The sequence below is a fragment of the Dysgonomonas massiliensis genome, from assembly GCF_900240225.1.
GTDB lineage: Bacteria > Bacteroidota > Bacteroidia > Bacteroidales > Dysgonomonadaceae > Dysgonomonas > Dysgonomonas massiliensis.
In genome coordinates this window covers 190,430-207,664 of the sequence record NZ_OEPV01000003.1, presented here as the reverse complement: position 1 = coordinate 207,664, position 17,235 = coordinate 190,430, and the positions used below count along the sequence as shown (strand labels likewise).

At 37.6% G+C, this 17,235-nt stretch carries 18 protein-coding genes; 12 read left to right on the top strand and 6 right to left on the bottom strand.

What is annotated here, in order from left to right:
* The first annotated feature begins 25 nt into the window (after window positions 1-25).
* From C1A06_RS04420 to C1A06_RS04395, 6 genes are all read left to right on the top strand, one after another.
* Window positions 26-895: an energy transducer TonB family protein gene (locus tag C1A06_RS04420; protein WP_101689033.1), complete on the top strand. Its 870-nt coding sequence runs from the start codon at window positions 26-28 to the stop codon at window positions 893-895.
* A gap of 7 nt (window positions 896-902) precedes the next feature.
* On the top strand, window positions 903-1,445 hold the full coding sequence (locus tag C1A06_RS04415; protein WP_101689032.1) for a DJ-1 family glyoxalase III: 543 nt from the start codon (window positions 903-905) through the stop codon (window positions 1,443-1,445).
* Window positions 1,446-1,472: 27 nt separating this feature from the next.
* Window positions 1,473-2,141: a DedA family protein gene (locus C1A06_RS04410; protein ID WP_101689031.1), complete on the top strand. Its 669-nt coding sequence runs from the start codon at window positions 1,473-1,475 to the stop codon at window positions 2,139-2,141.
* Window positions 2,142-2,270: 129 nt separating this feature from the next.
* Entirely contained in the window at window positions 2,271-2,762 is a 492-nt protein-coding gene (locus C1A06_RS04405; protein WP_101689030.1) for an RNA polymerase sigma factor, read from the top strand.
* 4 nt (window positions 2,763-2,766) lie between these two features.
* A complete protein-coding gene (locus tag C1A06_RS04400) occupies window positions 2,767-3,333 on the top strand; it encodes a hypothetical protein (RefSeq protein WP_145996338.1) in 567 nt (188 codons plus the stop codon).
* 105 nt (window positions 3,334-3,438) lie between these two features.
* Window positions 3,439-3,903, top strand: a complete 465-nt coding sequence (locus tag C1A06_RS04395; protein ID WP_101689028.1) for a hypothetical protein — start codon at window positions 3,439-3,441, stop codon at window positions 3,901-3,903.
* A 59-nt stretch (window positions 3,904-3,962) separates the two neighbouring features.
* On the opposite strand, the gene C1A06_RS04390 is transcribed toward C1A06_RS04395, so the two are convergent.
* Window positions 3,963-5,183, bottom strand: coding sequence for a 3-phosphoshikimate 1-carboxyvinyltransferase (locus tag C1A06_RS04390; protein WP_101689027.1), 1,221 nt, complete (start codon window positions 5,181-5,183; stop codon window positions 3,963-3,965).
* 256 nt (window positions 5,184-5,439) lie between these two features.
* Between C1A06_RS04390 and mtaB the strand changes: the two genes are divergently transcribed.
* The 4 genes from mtaB (at window position 5,440) to C1A06_RS04370 (ending at window position 9,401) form a co-directional block, all read left to right on the top strand.
* Window positions 5,440-6,753 carry a tRNA (N(6)-L-threonylcarbamoyladenosine(37)-C(2))-methylthiotransferase MtaB gene (mtaB, locus tag C1A06_RS04385; protein ID WP_101689026.1) on the top strand — a complete coding sequence of 438 codons (1,314 nt, stop codon included), beginning with the start codon at window positions 5,440-5,442 and terminating at the stop codon, window positions 6,751-6,753.
* Window positions 6,753-7,676: a lysophospholipid acyltransferase family protein gene (locus tag C1A06_RS04380; protein ID WP_101689025.1), complete on the top strand. Its 924-nt coding sequence runs from the start codon at window positions 6,753-6,755 to the stop codon at window positions 7,674-7,676. Before mtaB ends, C1A06_RS04380 begins: the two co-directional genes overlap by 1 nt.
* On the top strand, window positions 7,673-8,698 hold the full coding sequence (locus C1A06_RS04375; protein ID WP_101689024.1) for a glycosyltransferase family 2 protein: 1,026 nt from the start codon (window positions 7,673-7,675) through the stop codon (window positions 8,696-8,698). Before C1A06_RS04380 ends, C1A06_RS04375 begins: the two co-directional genes overlap by 4 nt.
* Window positions 8,699-8,762: 64 nt before the next feature.
* Window positions 8,763-9,401 carry a DUF4294 domain-containing protein gene (locus tag C1A06_RS04370; RefSeq protein WP_101689023.1) on the top strand — a complete coding sequence of 213 codons (639 nt, stop codon included), beginning with the start codon at window positions 8,763-8,765 and terminating at the stop codon, window positions 9,399-9,401.
* Window positions 9,402-9,413: 12 nt separating this feature from the next.
* On the opposite strand, the gene C1A06_RS04365 is transcribed toward C1A06_RS04370, so the two are convergent.
* The 5 genes from C1A06_RS04365 to C1A06_RS04345 all read right to left on the bottom strand — a co-directional run bounded on the left by C1A06_RS04365 (window position 9,414) and on the right by C1A06_RS04345 (window position 14,263).
* Window positions 9,414-10,514 (bottom strand): LptF/LptG family permease, encoded by a 1,101-nt coding sequence (locus C1A06_RS04365; protein ID WP_101689022.1) that lies wholly within the window; start codon window positions 10,512-10,514, stop codon window positions 9,414-9,416.
* Between the two features lie 15 nt (window positions 10,515-10,529).
* The gene (tgt, locus tag C1A06_RS04360; protein WP_101689021.1) at window positions 10,530-11,660 is read right to left on the bottom strand and encodes a tRNA guanosine(34) transglycosylase Tgt; all 1,131 of its coding nucleotides are present in this window, start codon (window positions 11,658-11,660) and stop codon (window positions 10,530-10,532) included.
* A gap of 4 nt (window positions 11,661-11,664) precedes the next feature.
* Complete coding sequence (locus C1A06_RS04355) at window positions 11,665-13,029, bottom strand: hemolysin family protein (RefSeq protein ID WP_101689020.1); 1,365 nt, start codon at window positions 13,027-13,029, stop codon at window positions 11,665-11,667.
* A 131-nt stretch (window positions 13,030-13,160) separates the two neighbouring features.
* Window positions 13,161-13,541: a VOC family protein gene (locus C1A06_RS04350; protein ID WP_101689019.1), complete on the bottom strand. Its 381-nt coding sequence runs from the start codon at window positions 13,539-13,541 to the stop codon at window positions 13,161-13,163.
* Window positions 13,542-13,552: 11 nt separating this feature from the next.
* Entirely contained in the window at window positions 13,553-14,263 is a 711-nt protein-coding gene (locus tag C1A06_RS04345) for an MBL fold metallo-hydrolase (RefSeq protein ID WP_101689018.1), read from the bottom strand.
* 97 nt (window positions 14,264-14,360) lie between these two features.
* Here C1A06_RS04345 and proC point away from each other — a divergent pair, with 97 nt between their 5' ends.
* Complete coding sequence (proC, locus tag C1A06_RS04340; RefSeq protein WP_101689017.1) at window positions 14,361-15,149, top strand: pyrroline-5-carboxylate reductase; 789 nt, start codon at window positions 14,361-14,363, stop codon at window positions 15,147-15,149.
* A 255-nt stretch (window positions 15,150-15,404) separates the two neighbouring features.
* Window positions 15,405-17,132, top strand: a complete 1,728-nt coding sequence (recJ, locus tag C1A06_RS04335; RefSeq protein WP_101689016.1) for a single-stranded-DNA-specific exonuclease RecJ — start codon at window positions 15,405-15,407, stop codon at window positions 17,130-17,132.
* The last annotated feature ends 103 nt before the right edge of the window (window positions 17,133-17,235 follow it).

The following is a 17,235-nucleotide window of genomic DNA, read 5'->3' as shown; positions in this document are numbered from 1 at the left end:
GAGAATTAAAATTAGAGCCGGAGATATGGGAACTAATAAAGATAAAATGATAAGCCTCGTTGGAACAGGTGTGTTTCACGTTCTTATTATATTGATGCTCCTATTTGCATATTTGCAGCCAACGGTACATGCCGAAACCGACTCGATGTTGGGTGGAATCCCAGTAATGTTTGGAAATGTACCAGAAGCCGGAGGTGATGATGAACCTTTTGGCAGAGGAAATATGGGAGCTACTGATGAAACTGTGGCTTTTGAAGAAGCTGCTGATATTACAACTGTAGAGGCCGCTGCGGCTGTGACTAAACCTACAAAATCTAACAATACGTTAGCAACACAAGATTTAGATGAAACTGTAGCTATCAAAGCGGAAGCAGACAAGAAAGCAGAAGCCGAGAAAAAAGCTGCCGAAGCAAGATTGGCTGAAGAACGCCGTAAAAAAGCTGAAGCTGAACGTGAGGCTCAAGAACGAGCTGCAGCTGGTGCTAAGATCGGAAATCAGGTTGCCGGATTATTCGGGAATGGAGATGGTAGCGGAAGTCGCGGTGATAGTCAGGGAACGGGTACACAAGGTGTAGAGACTGGTAATGCAAGTTTTGGTGAAAAGACAGGAATCGGTGGAGTAGGAGGTGGATTTAAACTAGGTAACCGTAAACTTGGTGCCGGCGGTTTGATTCGTCCCGAATATAATGTGAATGCCGAAGGACGTGTTGTCGTAAATATACGTGTAAATCCGAAAGGAATTGTTGTTGAAGCGACTTTAGGGCAAGGAACTACTGCTAGTAATCCTACGCTGGTTCAAGAGGCGATGAAAGCTGCAAAGCGAACTCGTTTTAACGAGATTGGGACAAATAAAGATGAAGTTGGAACAATTACATATACATTCACTCTAAATTAAGATCATTATGAAGAATATATTTGTATTCCTGATTACAGGGTTCGAAGAAATTGAAGCATTGGCTACAGTAGATATTCTGCGCCGTGCAGGGTTGAACGTGAAAACGGTATCATTGACTGAAAGTAAACAAGTGACAGCTAGCCATGGTGTGACTGTTGTTGCAGATATTATGTTTGACGAAATGGATATAGCTTCGGCCGAATTATTAGTGCTTCCTGGTGGTACAACAAACTATAATGAGCACGAAGGTGTGAAAGCCATGTTGAAGGCATTTGCTGACAAAGGTGAAAAAGTAGCTGCAATTTGTGCTTCACCTATGGTGTTAGGAGGATTAGGATTGTTGAAAGGTAAAAATGCAACGTGCTATCCTAGCTTTGAGAAATATTTGGAAGGAGCAACTCTTCAGACTGAGAAGGCTGTTGTGGTTGACGGAAATATAACAACAGGAAGAGGTCCTGGCTTGACATTCGACTTCGCACTGAAACTAGTTGAACTGGTTGCGGGCAAAGCAAAACGTGATGAGGTGGCTCAAGGACTTTTACTTAATTAATAGATTAATAAAAGTTTAATTACACAGATGGAATTTATTCAAGGGATATGGGAGTTCCTTATAAACCTGTTGGTAGAAACAGGTCCAACTCTCGACAAGTTAGTTACAGACTACAACTTATGGGTTTACGCAATCTTATTTATTATTATTTTTTGTGAAACCGGATTGGTTGTAACTCCGTTTTTACCGGGCGATTCGTTGTTGTTTTTAGCTGGAACCATTGCACACCGCGATACGAACGATTTAAATATCGTTATACTGATGTTGATTTTGATTGTAGCTGCCATTTTAGGCGATGCAGCCAATTATCATATTGGGCACTCTTTTGGGAAACGTTTATTCAGGAATCCTGATTCGAAGATATTCAAACAAAGTTATCTGGAGAAAACGAATCAGTTTTATGAAAAGCATGGCGGTAAAACAATAATAATAGCTCGATTTGTCCCTATTGTTCGTACGTTTGCTCCATTTGTGGCAGGTATGGGTAAGATGACATATCATCATTTCTTCTCGTTTAATATAATCGGAGGAATTGTATGGGTAACAGTATTCTGTATGCTTGGATATTGCGTTGGAGGTTTAGAAATAATTCAAAATAACTTGCAAATAGTTGCAGGAATCATTATTCTAATCTCTATTATGCCTGCGATATACGAAGTATTGAAAGCTAAGTTTGCTACAAAAAAAGCAGAGTAAAGCTGTAGTCTAAGATAATATTAAAGAACCTTGTGTGATTTTGCGAGGTTCTTTTTATTTTTAATCGTTTTTGATGTGACAAAATAGAAAGTGTCGCGTCTTATATAAAAAAAAGATTTTTAAATCCTGATGGAGAAAGAAACTGTAGATAAAGAGTTTCTATCGATTATTCAACAAAATGAGCGGATTATATATAAAGTAGCCTCATTCTATGCTGATGCCGAGAATCCGATAGCAGACCTTTATCAGGAAGTCATAATAAATGTGTGGAAAGGCTATCCTAGCTTTAAAGGGGATAGTAAACCATCGACATGGATATATCGTATTGCGTTGAATACATGTATATCATTCTTCAGAAGGAAAAAAGTGTCTACTTCGTATTTAGAAATCTTACCTGAATTAAGCGAGGCTATAGATCAGAAGGATGATCAGATTCAGGAACTATATGCAATGATTAATCAATTGGGAAAGTTAGAGCGCGCTCTTGTCCTACTTTATCTAGAAGATAAATCATATAAAGAAATGGCTGAAATTATGGGGATGACAGTCACTAATGTAGCTACAAAACTAAATCGGATTAAAGAAAAACTTCGAAAAATGTCCGAAGGAAATTCAAATTAATAGTATGATGGAACTAGATAATATAAAAAGTGGATGGCAGAACTTGAACGTAAAATCTGTTATCGACGAAGAAAAACTTCAGAATATTATACGTAAGCGAGGGCATAGTGCTCATGCCTCTCTTGTGAGATGGGAGACTTTTGCGCTTGTCTTGTTGATATTCATATTACCTATCTGTGTAGTTTACTTGTATACTGAAAAGCTATATGTAGCACTATACTTTACTTTGCCATGTATTGCCGGAGGAGTCTGGCAATTCTATAAATTGAGATACCTAAAAGGTATTGATTTGATGGGTATGCCCGTGACAAAGGTTGCACCTAAGGTCGCTAATTATAGAAAGTATATCCAGTATGAATTGTATATTGGTTTGATATGGTTTATAGGCTGGATGATTTTGATGGTTATCTCTAATAATCGAATAAGTTTGTATGGCATCCTGACTGCGGTAATAATTGGAGTAATAGCGATATTGATAATGTTATATGCTTATAAAAAGATATTTATCAATAAGATAAAAAATATAAATGACTCTTTAGATGAATTGAGAGAGTTCGAAGCTGAGAATTGAAATCCCTAAATTAGTTGAATAAGTTTTTTTGACGAGAAGTTCTTTTATCTGATGATATGAGAGCTTCTTTCTTTATATTTGTTATTTATTAATAGAGATTGGTTTATGAAAAAAATATTGTTAATCATATTGATATCCATTGTGGGACTGATAAATCTGTATTCGCAGAAAGAGGAAACAGATACTCTCGTCTATCAGACTATTACAGATTTTAAACTTGATACTGTAGCATTTATTCGGTATAATTTCGAGGATAGAGCTGAAGCATATGTGGGTGAGTCTTTTGGAAAGTTAATGGCTGATTTGAATATTCGCCCTATGATTATGGGTATAGGATATTCTTTGGGTGAAGAAGGTGAACGTCTATTCTCAGGGATTCGTCTTTATATACAATCTAACAATGGTGGCCGGTGCTATATCCATATTTCATGGCAAGACCCTCAGATAATGCCACTTGAAGCAGAACGCCTATTGCGTAAAAATGGAATGTATAAGTGGATTGACGATTATATCTCAATTTTTGGAGAATATAAGATAAGACGCGTAGTAGCTAATACTCCAAGTGAATAAAACAAAAAAAAACGGTTCGTGAAATTTTATGAACCGTTTTTATATTTTGAAAAGTAATCTTATTCTTCGACCGTAAAGCCTATCTGTTCTAGATCATTCCAGTATCTAGGGTATGATTTAGATACAACTCCTGGACTGTCAATTATCAGACCTTCAACTTTAATCGCAGCAGGCGCAAATGCCATAGCCATTCGATGATCTTCGTAAGTTTTTATTACGGGTTTAGCATCAGGAATGCAACGTTCTCCATCCCATTCGAGAATGCTATTTTCTCTATCACGAAGTACAAAACCCAATTTTGCAAGCTCAACTTTTAGAGCTTCAATGCGATCTGTTTCCTTTATTTTCAGAGATTGCAATCCTGTAAACATAAATGGTATTCCCATCATGCAGCAGGTAACAGCAAAAGTCTGGGCCAAATCGGGTTCGTTGACGAAGTCGTGGAACATCTTTTTGGTTATACGATTTGTCTTTGTCAAGATAACTCCATCTTCTGTAAATTCAGTCGCAATACCAAGATCCATGAATAATTCGGCAACTTTGGCATCCCCTTGCATGCTGTTTTTAAATAAGCCTTTAAGCTCTATTCTGGCATGATCAGACAAAGCTGCAATTTCGTACCAATAGGATGCAGCAGACCAATCGGCTTCTACAATATAAGGGGTAGGGCGATAGTCTTCGTAATATATTTTAATTGTATTGCCATTCCAATGAGATTTTACACCATATTGAGCCATCATACCTAATGTGAGTTTGATGTATGGAACAGATATAATGTTCCCTTCTAGATGAATAGTGAGACCTTTGCTCATTGTAGGAGCAATCATTAATAGCGCAGATATAAACTGTGAACTAACTTCGCCGGATAGATAGATCTCGCCACCATCTAAGGCTGTCCCTTTTATTTTGAGTGGTGGATAACCCAATTTACCTAGATACTCAATTCGCGCTCCTAACGATATTAAAGCATCGACCAATACATTGATTGGGCGTTCCTGCATTCGCTCGGTTCCGGTAATGATCCATGTGCCAGGTACTCGTGATAAGAAAGCTGTTAAGAATCGCATGGCAGTTCCAGCAGCTTTAACATCAATAAGGTTAGTCTCGTTCTCGAATGCATCGATCATAACACGCGTATCATCGCAGTCAGATAAGTTCTGAATAGGATAGTCGCTCATGCTAAGAGCATTCAAGATAATCGCTCTGTTACTGATACTTTTTGATGTTGGTAAATTGATGGATGTCTCTATGTCTTTCGGAGCTGTTATTTTATATTGCATAGTAATATATTTCTTAAATAAGTTATGCGAAAATATAAAAAAGAGGTGTAGAATCCAATCCTTTAAACATAGATTAATGAGTTCTTTGTAATTTATAACTTTTTGTCTGCATCATTGCTCTGTTTTTTGTGTAGTAAGGCTTATATAGGGCATACGTTAGTTATGGGCAATCATAATTATCTATATGTCATAGACTAGACACTTCTTTGCTGAAAAAAACTTATCTTTGTAGCCTTATAAAAAGGTATAAATTTAAATGATTGATCATTCAGTATTCGAAAATAAACGTGCAGCTTATTTAACATTGGGCTGCAAACTCAATTTTGCTGAAACTTCAGCGTTAGGAAAACAGCTTTCAGCTGTAGGTGTTAGACGTGCCCGCGAAGGGGAAAGTGCCGATATTTGTGTTATTAATACATGTTCGGTGACAGAATTTGCTGATAAGAAATGCCGTCAGGCAGTTCGTAAAATGATAAAGGATAATCCCGGAGCTTATATAATTGTTACGGGATGTTATGCTCAATTGAAACCAGAAGATTTGGGAAATATCGAGGGGGTTGATTTAGTTCTGGGTTCTGAAGAGAAACTAGATGTAGTTTCTTATCTGGATGAACTAAAGAAAAAGGATAAAGGAGTAATACATACTACCAAGATAGGAAAAATACGCTCATTTGTACCTTCATGTTCGAATGATGATGATCGTACACGTTATTTTCTAAAAGTACAAGATGGGTGCGATTATTTCTGTTCGTTCTGTACAATTCCATTTGCGAGAGGACGAAGTCGCAACGGATCTATCGAAAGCTTAGTAAAACAAGCAAAAGAAGTTGTGGCTAATGGAGGGAAGGAAATTGTTCTTACAGGTGTAAATATCGGAGACTTCGGACGTACAACCGGTGAGAGTTTCTTTGATCTTGTAAAAGCATTAGATGAGGTAGAAGGAATCGAGCGTTTCCGTATCTCGTCAATAGAACCAAACTTGTTGACAGACGAAATTATTGACTTTGTTTCTACTTCAAAACGTTTTGCTCCGCATTTTCATATACCATTACAATCGGGATCAGATGATGTGTTGAAGCTGATGAAACGTAAGTATGATACAGCTTTGTTCAGACACAAAGTAGAAAAAATTAAGTCGGTTATGCCTCATGCATTTATCGGAGTTGACGTAATTGTTGGTACACGTGGCGAAACAGATGAGTATTTCGAAGATGCCCGTCAATTTATTGAAAGCTTAGATTTTTCGCAATTGCACGTATTTACCTATTCCGAAAGACCTGGAACTATGGCGTTGAAAATAGATCACGAAGTTGATCCTAAAACAAAGCATGCCCGCTCAAAAACTTTGTTGGATATTTCTGATCGTAAATTGCATGACTTCTATAAATCGCAGCAAGGAAAAGAAGCTAAGATTCTTTTCGAACATACCGAGTACGATGGAATTATGTATGGTTTTACTGAAAACTATGTGAAGGTCGAAGCTCCGTATGATGCTGCAAAGATCAATGAAATAACAATTGGTACATTAGGCGAATTCGGAGAAACTAAAACTGCGTTAAAACTGAAATAATGGACAAAATACAATACTATATCTTATATGCGTACATGTGGCTACACGCAATCCTGCCTTTTAGGGTTTTGTATGTCTTTTCAGATATGTTGTATTATGTTGTATATCATTTGGTAGGGTATCGTCTTAAAGTTGTACGTCGGAATCTGGCAGCCTCCTTTCCTGATAAATCGGGCGATGAACTTAAAAGGATAGAGAAGGATTTCTATCACAATCTATGTGATTATTATTTCGAGACGATTAAACTGCTGCATGTATCGGATAAGGAGATATTGAAACGGATGAAGTTTCATAATCTTGAGTTAGTGCAGGAATTGTCAAAAGACGGAAATTCTGTTTTGATGTATCTGGGACACTATGGTAATTGGGAGTGGATACCCTCATTGATGATGCATCTTGGTGGAACAAATTTTCAGCTTGGCCAAATTTATCGTCCTTTAAAGAATAAAGCTTTCGATCGTCTTTTCTTGAAGATACGTAGTCGCTTCAATACCTTCAGTATAGCAAAGGATGATACATTTCGGGCAATTATCCGTAAGCGTAGGGATGGTATCCAGACGATGATTGGTTTCATGGCAGATCAGACTCCTTCGGTAATGAATATCCATTATTGGACAACATTCTTAAATCAAGAAACACCGTTTTTCAATGGGGTAGAGCGTATTGCTAAACAGACTGAGTTTTATGTTTGCTATTTGGATGTACAAAAGGTTAAACGAGGATATTACGAAGCTACTGTTCGATTGATTTCGGATAATCCTAAAGAAGAACCTGAATTTGCAATTACCGAAAAGTATGCACGTGCTATGGAAAAAACAATACTTCGTAATCCTGCATATTGGTTGTGGTCGCATAAGCGCTGGAAACGTAAACGTGAAGACGTGGAACGCCAACAGCAAGAAATAAAACACAGAGATAAGTGAAAAAGGTAGCAGTCGTTATATTGAATTGGAATGGAATGAAATTGCTCGAACAATTTCTCCCATCGGTAGTAAGCTATACCTCTTCAGCTTTAGCTGAAATTGTTGTAGCAGATAACGCTTCAACCGACGACTCAGTATCTTTTATACGAGCTAATTATCCCAATATTCGTCTTCTCGAGTTAGATCAGAATTATGGTTTTGCAGAAGGTTACAATAGGGCATTAAGAGAAATCGAAGCAGAATATTTTGTACTCCTTAATTCAGATGTCGAAGTATCTGAAAACTGGTTGGAACCTCTAGTGTATCAACTTGATTCGAACGAGCAGGTAGCAGCTGTCCAACCTAAAATTTGTGCTTTTCGCGATAAAGAATATTTTGAATACGCCGGAGCTGCCGGTGGATTTATTGATAAATACGGTTATCCCTTCTGTCGAGGCCGTATATTTACTTCACTCGAAAAAGATCAAGGGCAATATGATTCAGTTGCAGATATATTCTGGGCGACAGGTGCATGCTTAGTTATCCGTTCGAAGGATTATTTCAGTGCCGGTGGCCTTGACGCCAGCTTCTTTGCACATATGGAAGAGATAGATCTCTGCTGGAGGCTTAATGCACGTAGACGGATATTACAATGTGTGCCACAATCAGTCGTCTATCATGTAGGTGGGGCCACATTAAATCAAGAGAGTCCGAGAAAAACTTTTCTGAATTTTCGAAATAATCTATTGATGTTATACAAGAATCTACCAGATTCGAAGTTTAAATCGATCTATAAAGTAAGGAAAATGCTTGATAGGGTAGCAGCTCTTAAGTTTTTACTTACCGGAAATATAGCAAATGCTAAAGCTGTATTAGATGCCTATAAAGACTTTGTAAATATAAGATCGAAGTACGATTCGATTCGATTGGATAACCTTAACAAAACAACGCAAAAAGTGATCCCGACTCAATTTAACAAGAGTATATTAAGTGCTTATTACTTAAAGGGGAAGAAAGTCTATTCTGCTTTGAAGAATTTTTAATATAAAATTTGACCTCTTAGTTCCTTTTTCTAGTATATTTGATGAAAATAGTATGCTTTTTTCTATGAAAAAACTTGTCCAAATATTATTGTTTATATTTCTTATTATCATTTCTTTAGGTGTAAATGCACAAGAGAAGGAAGATGATAAGAAACCCTTGATGCATCGGCAGGTTTATATATTGGTAGATAATGATACTATTCCGCTTTTTGCCTTGCGGCAAGTACATGTATTTGCTCCTATGAAGTTTAAGAATAGGAAAGAAAAAGTAGCTTATTCAAAATTAGTTCGTGATGTGCGTAAAACATATCCGTATGCTCGTATGATAGCTCGATCGGTAATTGAAACTTACGAGTTTATGGAAACTTTACCTAACGAAAAAGCTAAGCAAAAACATCTTGAAGCGGTGCAGAAATATATGATGGATGAGTATAAGCCACATATGAAGAAAATGACTCGTACTCAAGGTCAAATTTTAATTAAACTGATTGATCGTGAATGTAATATTACTTCTTATACGATTGTAAAAGCCCTTTTAGGAGATTTTCGTGCAGGAGTATATAATGCTTTTGCAGGATTGTTTGGTAATAGCTTGAAAGCTGAATATGATCCACAAGGTAAAGATGCCAATATAGAAAGAATAGTGATTCAATTGCAGGAAGGAACTTTAGATTACTATCATGCAATGAATTATGCCAATTAATTGAACAGTTTCTTAATTTGGTGCTTTTCGGTAGAAATATGCAGCAATAAAAATATACACTATATTTGGAAACCAAACAGCAAGCATTGGTGACATAGAACCAGATACTGCAAATGATGAACTGACCGTCATAAATAGTATATATGTAACACTTAGTCCAAGTCCTATACCGATATTAAGTCCCATTCCACCTTTAACTTTACGTGCGGATAGCGATGCCCCGATGATTGTTAATATGAATGCAGAGAATACCGAAGCGAAGCGTTTGTGATATTCTACTTCGAATTGCATCAGACTTACTCCTCCAATGTCAATCATACCTCTTTCTTTCTGCCTTTTGATATATCTGTACAGCTCGGGAGAAGTCATGAGTTCGTAGTCGGTAGGAGATACCAGAAAATCCTGAGGTGTTACGTTTATTGTTGTATCAAGTTTTGTTCCGCTAATGATTTTTTCTTGCGTACCTCGCAAATCACGAATCGTGTAATTATTCAATGTCCACGAATTACTGTCGTTATATGTAAAACTCTGAGCAGTTAATCGTGTGTCGAGATTCTTTTCTGAGAATTTATCCAGAGCTAGTTCGCGACCTTTGTTGTCGTTCTTATTGAATCGACCAATGTAGAAGATGAGTCCTTCATCTATCTGCATCTGTACACGATTAGCATGCGTAATCTCTTTGTTTCTTACGTACTTGTTCTGAAAATCAATTCTACTCTTATTGGCCGGCGGAATTATAAAGCAGCTGAGAACGAACGTGATAAGTGCAATTACTCCTGCCGAAATCATGTATGGTTTCATCAAACGTTTGAAACTCATACCGGTCGATAACATGGCGATAATCTCGGAGTTGTCAGCTAGCTTTGATGTGAAGTAAATTACAGATATAAAGACGAATAAAGCACTAAACAGATTAGAAAAGTATGGGATGAAGTTCAGATAATAATCGAATATAATTGCACTGGTAGGAGCATCGTTCTTGATGAATTTATCCAGCTTTTCGTTAAAATCGAAAACTACAGCGATCGAAATAATGAGGATGATTGAGAATACGTATGTTCCCAAAAACTTCACTATGATGTATTTATCTATTTTCGATATCGCTTTTTTCATACTTAGGCTTATATATTAAAGTCTTCTCGATACGTTTATTACCATTTCTTTTTTCCACGAAGCATAATCTCCTGCAATAATATGTTTGCGAGCTTCTTTCACAAGCCATAAATAAAATGCCAGATTGTGAATAGATGCTATTTGCAGAGCTAATATCTCGTCAGTTATAAACAAGTGACGAAGATAAGCTTTTGAATATAATGTGTCGACAAATGAAGTGCCATTTTCATCAAGTGGAGAGAAGTCTTTTGCCCATTTAGCATTACGCATATTCATAATACCATTCTGTGTGAATAGTTGTCCATTGCGTCCATTGCGTGTTGGCATAATACAATCGAACATATCTACACCTCGCTCTATCGCTTCGAGAATATTAGCAGGAGTTCCAACGCCCATCAGATAGCGTGGCTTGTCTTTTGGAAGTACTTCGTTGACAACTTCTATCATTTCGTACATCTTCTCTGTAGGTTCACCTACGGCAAGTCCTCCGATGGCATTTCCGTCAGCTCCTTTGGATGCTACATTTTCGGCAGCACGTTTTCTCAGATCGGGATAAACACATCCTTGCACAATAGGAAACAGTGCCTGACGATAGCCATATTCGCATTCTGTTTCGTTGAAGCGCGTAATGCAGCGATCGAGCCATCTTTCTGTTAGCTCGAGAGATTTCTTTGCGTAATTATAGTCTGCAGTTCCCGGAGTACATTCATCGAAAGCCATCATGATATCAGCTCCAATGGCACGTTCGATATCCATTACCGATTCAGGAGTGAAATAGTGCTTGGAGCCATCAATGTGGGAGCGAAAAATTGCACCCTCTTCGGTTAGTTTACGATTGTGAGCTAGAGAAAATACCTGAAAACCGCCACTATCGGTCAGTATAGGTTTGCTCCAACTGTTAAACTTATGTAGTCCACCCACAGCTTTCAGAGTTTCAATCCCCGGACGCAGATATAGATGGTATGTATTGCCAAGAATGATCTGAGCCTTGATGTCATTTTCTAGCTCGGGCATGTGAACGGCTTTTACTGCTCCTTGTGTGCCTACAGGCATGAAAATAGGAGTTTCTATCTGACCATGATCAGTAGTTATCAATCCAGCTCGGGCATCCGAGTTTGGATCGGTATATTGTAATTCAAAATCCATTTACTTATTTTGTTGATTCGTCTTCCTCGTTCTGATTTACTAGTAGGTCTCTCATCTGTACCAGTACGATTGATGTTTTCATCTTTTTCAGTACTATATACTCATAACCTTCCGATTCGAGGCTGTCGTGAGCAGTTGGTATGCGCCCAAATTTATCGATCAAATACCCTGCAAGTGTATCGTATTGCTTTTCGCGGTCGATAGGGTGAGGCAAGTTATCATTAATATCGCTTATGGCAGCCGTAGCTAATACGACATATGTATTATCGTCTTTCTTTTCTACAAATGGAATTTCGTTGTCCGACTCGTCTTGGATCTCACCAACTAGTTCTTCAAGAATGTCTTCCATCGTTATAACGCCTTCTACACCGCCATATTCGTTCAGCACCATAGCTATTTGCTGGTGTTTTATTTGGAATTCTTTAAGTAGTACTCCGATACGTTTTGTCTCAGGAATAAAAGAAACCGGACGAACAACCGACCGAATATCTACAAGTTCTGCATCGCTCCTCCACATTTGTTCGAGCAAATCTTTTAGGTGTACAATTCCAACTGTATTGTCAATGTTGTCTTCATAGCAGGGAATACGTGAAAATCCTTCGTCTATGACATGCTCTATATCTTTCAACTCGTAGTCGTTCAAGTCAATGGCTACAACGTGCGTGCGTGGAACCATAATTTGTTTGGCTGTACGTTCCGAAAAATCGAAAGCATTCTTGATCAGTTTAAAGTCTGGACCTTCGGCTTCAGTTTGACCACTTTCTGTTGCTTGATCAACCAAATATTTAAGTTCATCACTACTATATGTGCTTTCTTCTTCCGATATAGAGTGTAATCCAATAGCTTTGATGAAAAAGTTAGCTACGCCGTTCAATAACCAAATCATTGGGCGACATAGCCAATAGAAAGCTTGTAAGGGGTAAGATACAAACAATGTTGTTTGCTCCGATCGTTGTATTGCAATCGATTTCGGAGCAAGCTCTCCAAACACGATATGCAGTATCGTAATGATGAGGAATGCAAGACCAATACTTATTGCATGAATGGTAATTTCGAATCCGAAAATAGAGAATGATTCAAAGTTAATCCCTATCAGGCTGAAAAATGCAGTGACAAGTTTTGAAACGACAGGTTCTCCGATCATCCCCAGAGCCAAACTGGCTATGGTAATACCAAACTGGGTTGCTGCAAGATATGCATCCAGATGATGTGTTATGTGTTTTGCAAGTACCGCTGTGCGATTGCCTTCTTGTGCTTTTAGTTCAATTTGTGAACCTCTAACTTTAACAATTGCAAACTCAGCTGCGACGAAAAAACCGTTAAGTAGTACGAAAAATAGAGTAATTAGAATAGAGAGAAATATTTCCATCTTTAATTTATACAAATGATAAAGTTACAAAGATAATACTTCATTGCATTCTTTGTAACTCCATCGGTATGAATTTTGTTAAATTCTTAGAATACTGATTGTAAAAGGCTTAAAAAAAGTCTAAATCCTAGTTATTTAACGGGTAGAACTTCAATCCAGTAGTCGTCCGGGTCGTTAATGAAATACAAACCCATGCTGTGATTCTCGTAGCATACCCAGCCGTTTTCTTTATGATATTCGCGAATTTTATCATAGTCGCCTTCTACGCGGATGCATAGGTGGCTTTCATTCTCGCCCAATTCGTATGGCGTATCGGCATGATCGCGAAGCCATGTTAATTCTAAACTGAACGGTGTAACGCCATCGCCAAGATATACAAGTATGAATGAATCGTCCGAAGCTACTTTTCTTCTTACTTCTTTAAGCCCAAGAGCTTTGTTATAGAATTCGATACTTTTATCAAGGTTTGTTACATTGATATTGAAGTGGTCGAATCTTCCTTTTATTTCCATGATTTTGTAAATTATAATGTGATAAAATCTCCTTTTTTGACTAAACAAATATACTCACAATTATGTTCTTTTGCAATTGCTTCGAATGACTTCACTTTCGATGGATAGCTAGTGAAATGCATCGGTATTAGTCTATCTGTTTGAATGGTTTTGATGAATTGAGTAGCACCTTTCATGAAGTCTTTTCCAAGTCTAGGGTCAATAGGAAACATTGCCAGATCGAGATGACGGATGTCATTCGCTACTTGCGAAAGTTCGAATTTATAATGATCTTCAGCCTCTTTGATTTCTTCTGCTGTCGATTCTTCGTTCCAATGCCAATTGTTCAGATCTCCGGCGTGAAATAATTTGAGATTGCCCGCTTTGATCGCGAAAGAAGCTCCTGCATCAGTGGATCCATATGCTTTTATCTGTATGAATTCGTCTTTGTATTCGTCAAATTTATTCAGGTAAATCGCATCATTTTGGTTTGCGAGTTCACTGTCAAGTATTTCTTTCGAGAAAATATATGTAATATTTCCCTTGCGATGCTTCCATGTTAGGATTTCTCGATTGAAATGATCGTGATGCGAATGAGTGGATAACACGTAAAGAGGTTTACTACTGCTAAGTAGTACGTTGCGAACGTATTCGGTGTCGGTATCCTCGAAAAAATCAATTATAATAGAAAAAGAATCAAATTCGAGAGAAAAACCACTGTGATATAAGTATGTTAGTTTCATAATTGTTTCTTTTTCTACAAATTTAATGAAAATGATTATAATGTCATGTTTTAAGATGTTTTGTTTAACTTTACGATGTAATTTAAAAGAGTAATCTATGAAAATAACAATAGTTGGTGGTGGAAATATGGGCGGTGCAATAGCTTTAGGGTTAGCCGCAGGTAAACTTGTTGATCCGAGCGATATTACGGTGATTAACCGTAGACAAGAAAAAGCAGATGAATTGAAAGCTAAATGTACCGAGCTGAATGCAGTTGCTGATGACTATATTTCGCTAGCTAACGCAGATATTGTTGTTTTAGCTCTAAAGCCTTGGCTCATAGAAGAATTTTTGGATAAGCATAATGAATCTCTCCAGCGAGATGGTCAATTGTTGCTTTCTGTTGCTGCCGGAATAACGTTGGATCAGTTGGAGGATTGGAGTCGCAAGGGTAAGACGGTTTTTGGAGTGATGCCAAATACGGCAATTGCTGTAAAGCAAAGTATGACTTTTGTGACATCAAGAAATGCGACAGATGAACAGCTTAATCTTGTTACGTCTTTGTTTGAGGAGCTTGGTAAAGTTGAGGTGATCAGTGAAAAAACGATGGGCGCAGGTATGTCCTTGGCCTCATGTGGAATTGCCTATGCCTTTCGTTATATTAGAGCTTCGATGGAGGGTGGTGTGGAATTAGGACTTTATCCAAATCAGGCTAAGGAAATTGCTATTCAGACTTTGCGTGGTGCTATTGATTTGTTGGAGGCAAACGGAACACATCCCGAGCAAGAAATTGATAAGGTGACTACGGCCGGAGGTATTACAATAAAAGGGCTCAACGAGCTTGAGCATGCCGGATTTACATCAGCTGTAATAAGAGGACTGAAAGCTAGTTGTGTTGATAAGTAATTTCTCTCAATAAGAAAGATTATAACTTTTATTAATTAATTTACTGCTATTGTTCGCTTATAAAAAGATGAAATAATAGCAGAAAATCACTATATATATATTATCTTTACAAATTGGAATATCTGTCGATATACGTTGCGTATTTATCTTGATATTTCTATCGGAAACATGCATATATCTAGTACTTCGAAATGCTTTTTTTGAATGTGAGTTTATGTTTCCGCCTCGACTGAGAAAAAGAAAAAACTATATATAATGATTTACAAATGGAATTACGATGTCCTTACACCCCAGCAAAAAGAGAAGAGAGATGAGCTCGCGAAGAAAATAGCGAAGTCTCCTGTTTTGGCTCAATTGCTGATCCAGAGAGGCATTGACTCGGTTGAGAAGGCAGAAAGGTTTTTCAATCCGAGTTTAGAGGATCTACACGATCCCTTTTTACTGCCTGATATGGATAAGGCTGTGGCACGAATAGAAAAGGCGCTTGGCCAAAAAGAACGCATTCTGGTGTATGGTGATTATGACGTAGATGGTACTACTGCGGTAGCATTGGTTTATAAATTTCTACGCAAGTTTACAACAAATTTAGACTACTACATTCCCGATCGTTACGATGAAGGTTATGGTATTTCCGAGCAGGGTATTGACTATGCTCACGAAACCGGAGTTAAGCTTATTATTGCCTTAGATTGTGGAATTAAAGCGATCGATAAAATTGAATATGCTAAAAGCAAAGGTATCGATTTTATCGTAGGCGATCATCATATGCCTGACGATAAATTGCCTGACGCCGTAGCTGTTATTGATGCAAAACGCACAGATTCGATCTATCCATATGAACATCTTTCGGGGTGTGGGGTAGGATTCAAAATGGCACAAGCTCTAGCTCAAAACAATAAAATTGATCCGGCTGAATTGTATGAATTGTTAGATCTGGTAGCTGTAAGTGTGGCGTCAGACATAGTTCCTATTACCGGCGAAAATCGAATTCTGACTCATTTTGGATTAAAACAGCTCAATTCTAATCCCAGTGTAGGACTGCAAGGAATAATAGATGTTTGTGGGTTGACTCACAATAAAGATATTACTGTCAGCGATATTATATTCAAAATAGGACCTCGTATCAATGCGTCGGGTCGTATGATGAATGGTAAAGAGGCTGTTGATCTGTTGATTGCTACATCATTGGACGAAGCCCGTAAAATGAGTGAGAATATAGATCATTATAACGATGATCGTCGCGAATTGGATAAGCGAATTACGGACGAAGCAAATGTATTCATCGACGAACATATTGATATTCAGAATAAAAAAAGTATCGTAATTTACGACGAGAGTTGGCATAAAGGAGTAATTGGTATCGTGGCTTCACGTCTGACTGAGAAATATCTGCGTCCTGCAATAGTGCTGACTAAATCGAATGGATTGATTACTGGTTCAGCTCGTTCGGTAGGTGGTTTCGATATCTACAAAGCTATTGAGTCGTGTAAAGATATACTTGAAAATTTTGGCGGGCATACTTATGCTGCGGGGATGTCGTTAAAAGAGGAGAATCTATATGAATTCAGACGACGTATCGAAGAAATTTCGATGGAGATAATTGCTCCCGAAATGATGCAACCTCAGATAGATGTCAATGCAGAGCTTACTTTCCGTGAAATTAACCAACAGTTTATTGAGGATTTAGCTCAGTTTCAACCATTTGGTCCAGAAAATGAAAATCCGATTTTTGTAACACGCAATGTAATTGATTATGGTACAAGTAAATTGGTTGGAAAGGGAAACGTACATATCAAATTGGACATGATTGACAAGAGTACATCGTTTCCAGTTAATGGTATTGCATTTCGTCAAGGAGTGGTTTTTGATAAAATAAGAAAGAATACATTTGATATTTGCTATACGCTGGAAGAAAACAATCATCGTGGCAAGAAAAATATCCAGCTTTATGTAAAGGATATTGATACTTGCGATTATGATTGATAATGAAAATAGATAAACTTTATCTGTATTCTATAAATCAATGAAATACGGATGATAAGATAAACAGAAGTGACGATAATAAGAACTGATTATACAGTGAATA

Bases quoted from the DNA above. Each gene is read 5' to 3' on its own strand.
- C1A06_RS04420 (WP_101689033.1), top strand. From the start codon at position 26: ATGGGAACTAATAAAGATAAAATGATAAGCCTCGTTGGAACAGGTGTG.
- C1A06_RS04415 (WP_101689032.1), top strand. From the start codon at position 903: ATGAAGAATATATTTGTATTCCTGATTACAGGGTTCGAAGAAATTGAA.
- C1A06_RS04410 (WP_101689031.1), top strand. From the start codon at position 1,473: ATGGAATTTATTCAAGGGATATGGGAGTTCCTTATAAACCTGTTGGTA.
- C1A06_RS04405 (WP_101689030.1), top strand. From the start codon at position 2,271: ATGGAGAAAGAAACTGTAGATAAAGAGTTTCTATCGATTATTCAACAA.
- C1A06_RS04400 (WP_145996338.1), top strand. From the start codon at position 2,767: ATGATGGAACTAGATAATATAAAAAGTGGATGGCAGAACTTGAACGTA.
- C1A06_RS04395 (WP_101689028.1), top strand. From the start codon at position 3,439: ATGAAAAAAATATTGTTAATCATATTGATATCCATTGTGGGACTGATA.
- C1A06_RS04390 (WP_101689027.1), bottom strand. From the start codon at position 5,183: ATGCAATATAAAATAACAGCTCCGAAAGACATAGAGACATCCATCAAT.
- mtaB (WP_101689026.1), top strand. From the start codon at position 5,440: ATGATTGATCATTCAGTATTCGAAAATAAACGTGCAGCTTATTTAACA.
- C1A06_RS04380 (WP_101689025.1), top strand. From the start codon at position 6,753: ATGGACAAAATACAATACTATATCTTATATGCGTACATGTGGCTACAC.
- C1A06_RS04370 (WP_101689023.1), top strand. From the start codon at position 8,763: ATGAAAAAACTTGTCCAAATATTATTGTTTATATTTCTTATTATCATT.
- C1A06_RS04365 (WP_101689022.1), bottom strand. From the start codon at position 10,514: ATGAAAAAAGCGATATCGAAAATAGATAAATACATCATAGTGAAGTTT.
- tgt (WP_101689021.1), bottom strand. From the start codon at position 11,660: ATGGATTTTGAATTACAATATACCGATCCAAACTCGGATGCCCGAGCT.
- C1A06_RS04355 (WP_101689020.1), bottom strand. From the start codon at position 13,029: ATGGAAATATTTCTCTCTATTCTAATTACTCTATTTTTCGTACTACTT.
- C1A06_RS04350 (WP_101689019.1), bottom strand. From the start codon at position 13,541: ATGGAAATAAAAGGAAGATTCGACCACTTCAATATCAATGTAACAAAC.
- C1A06_RS04345 (WP_101689018.1), bottom strand. From the start codon at position 14,263: ATGAAACTAACATACTTATATCACAGTGGTTTTTCTCTCGAATTTGAT.
- proC (WP_101689017.1), top strand. From the start codon at position 14,361: ATGAAAATAACAATAGTTGGTGGTGGAAATATGGGCGGTGCAATAGCT.
- recJ (WP_101689016.1), top strand. From the start codon at position 15,405: ATGATTTACAAATGGAATTACGATGTCCTTACACCCCAGCAAAAAGAG.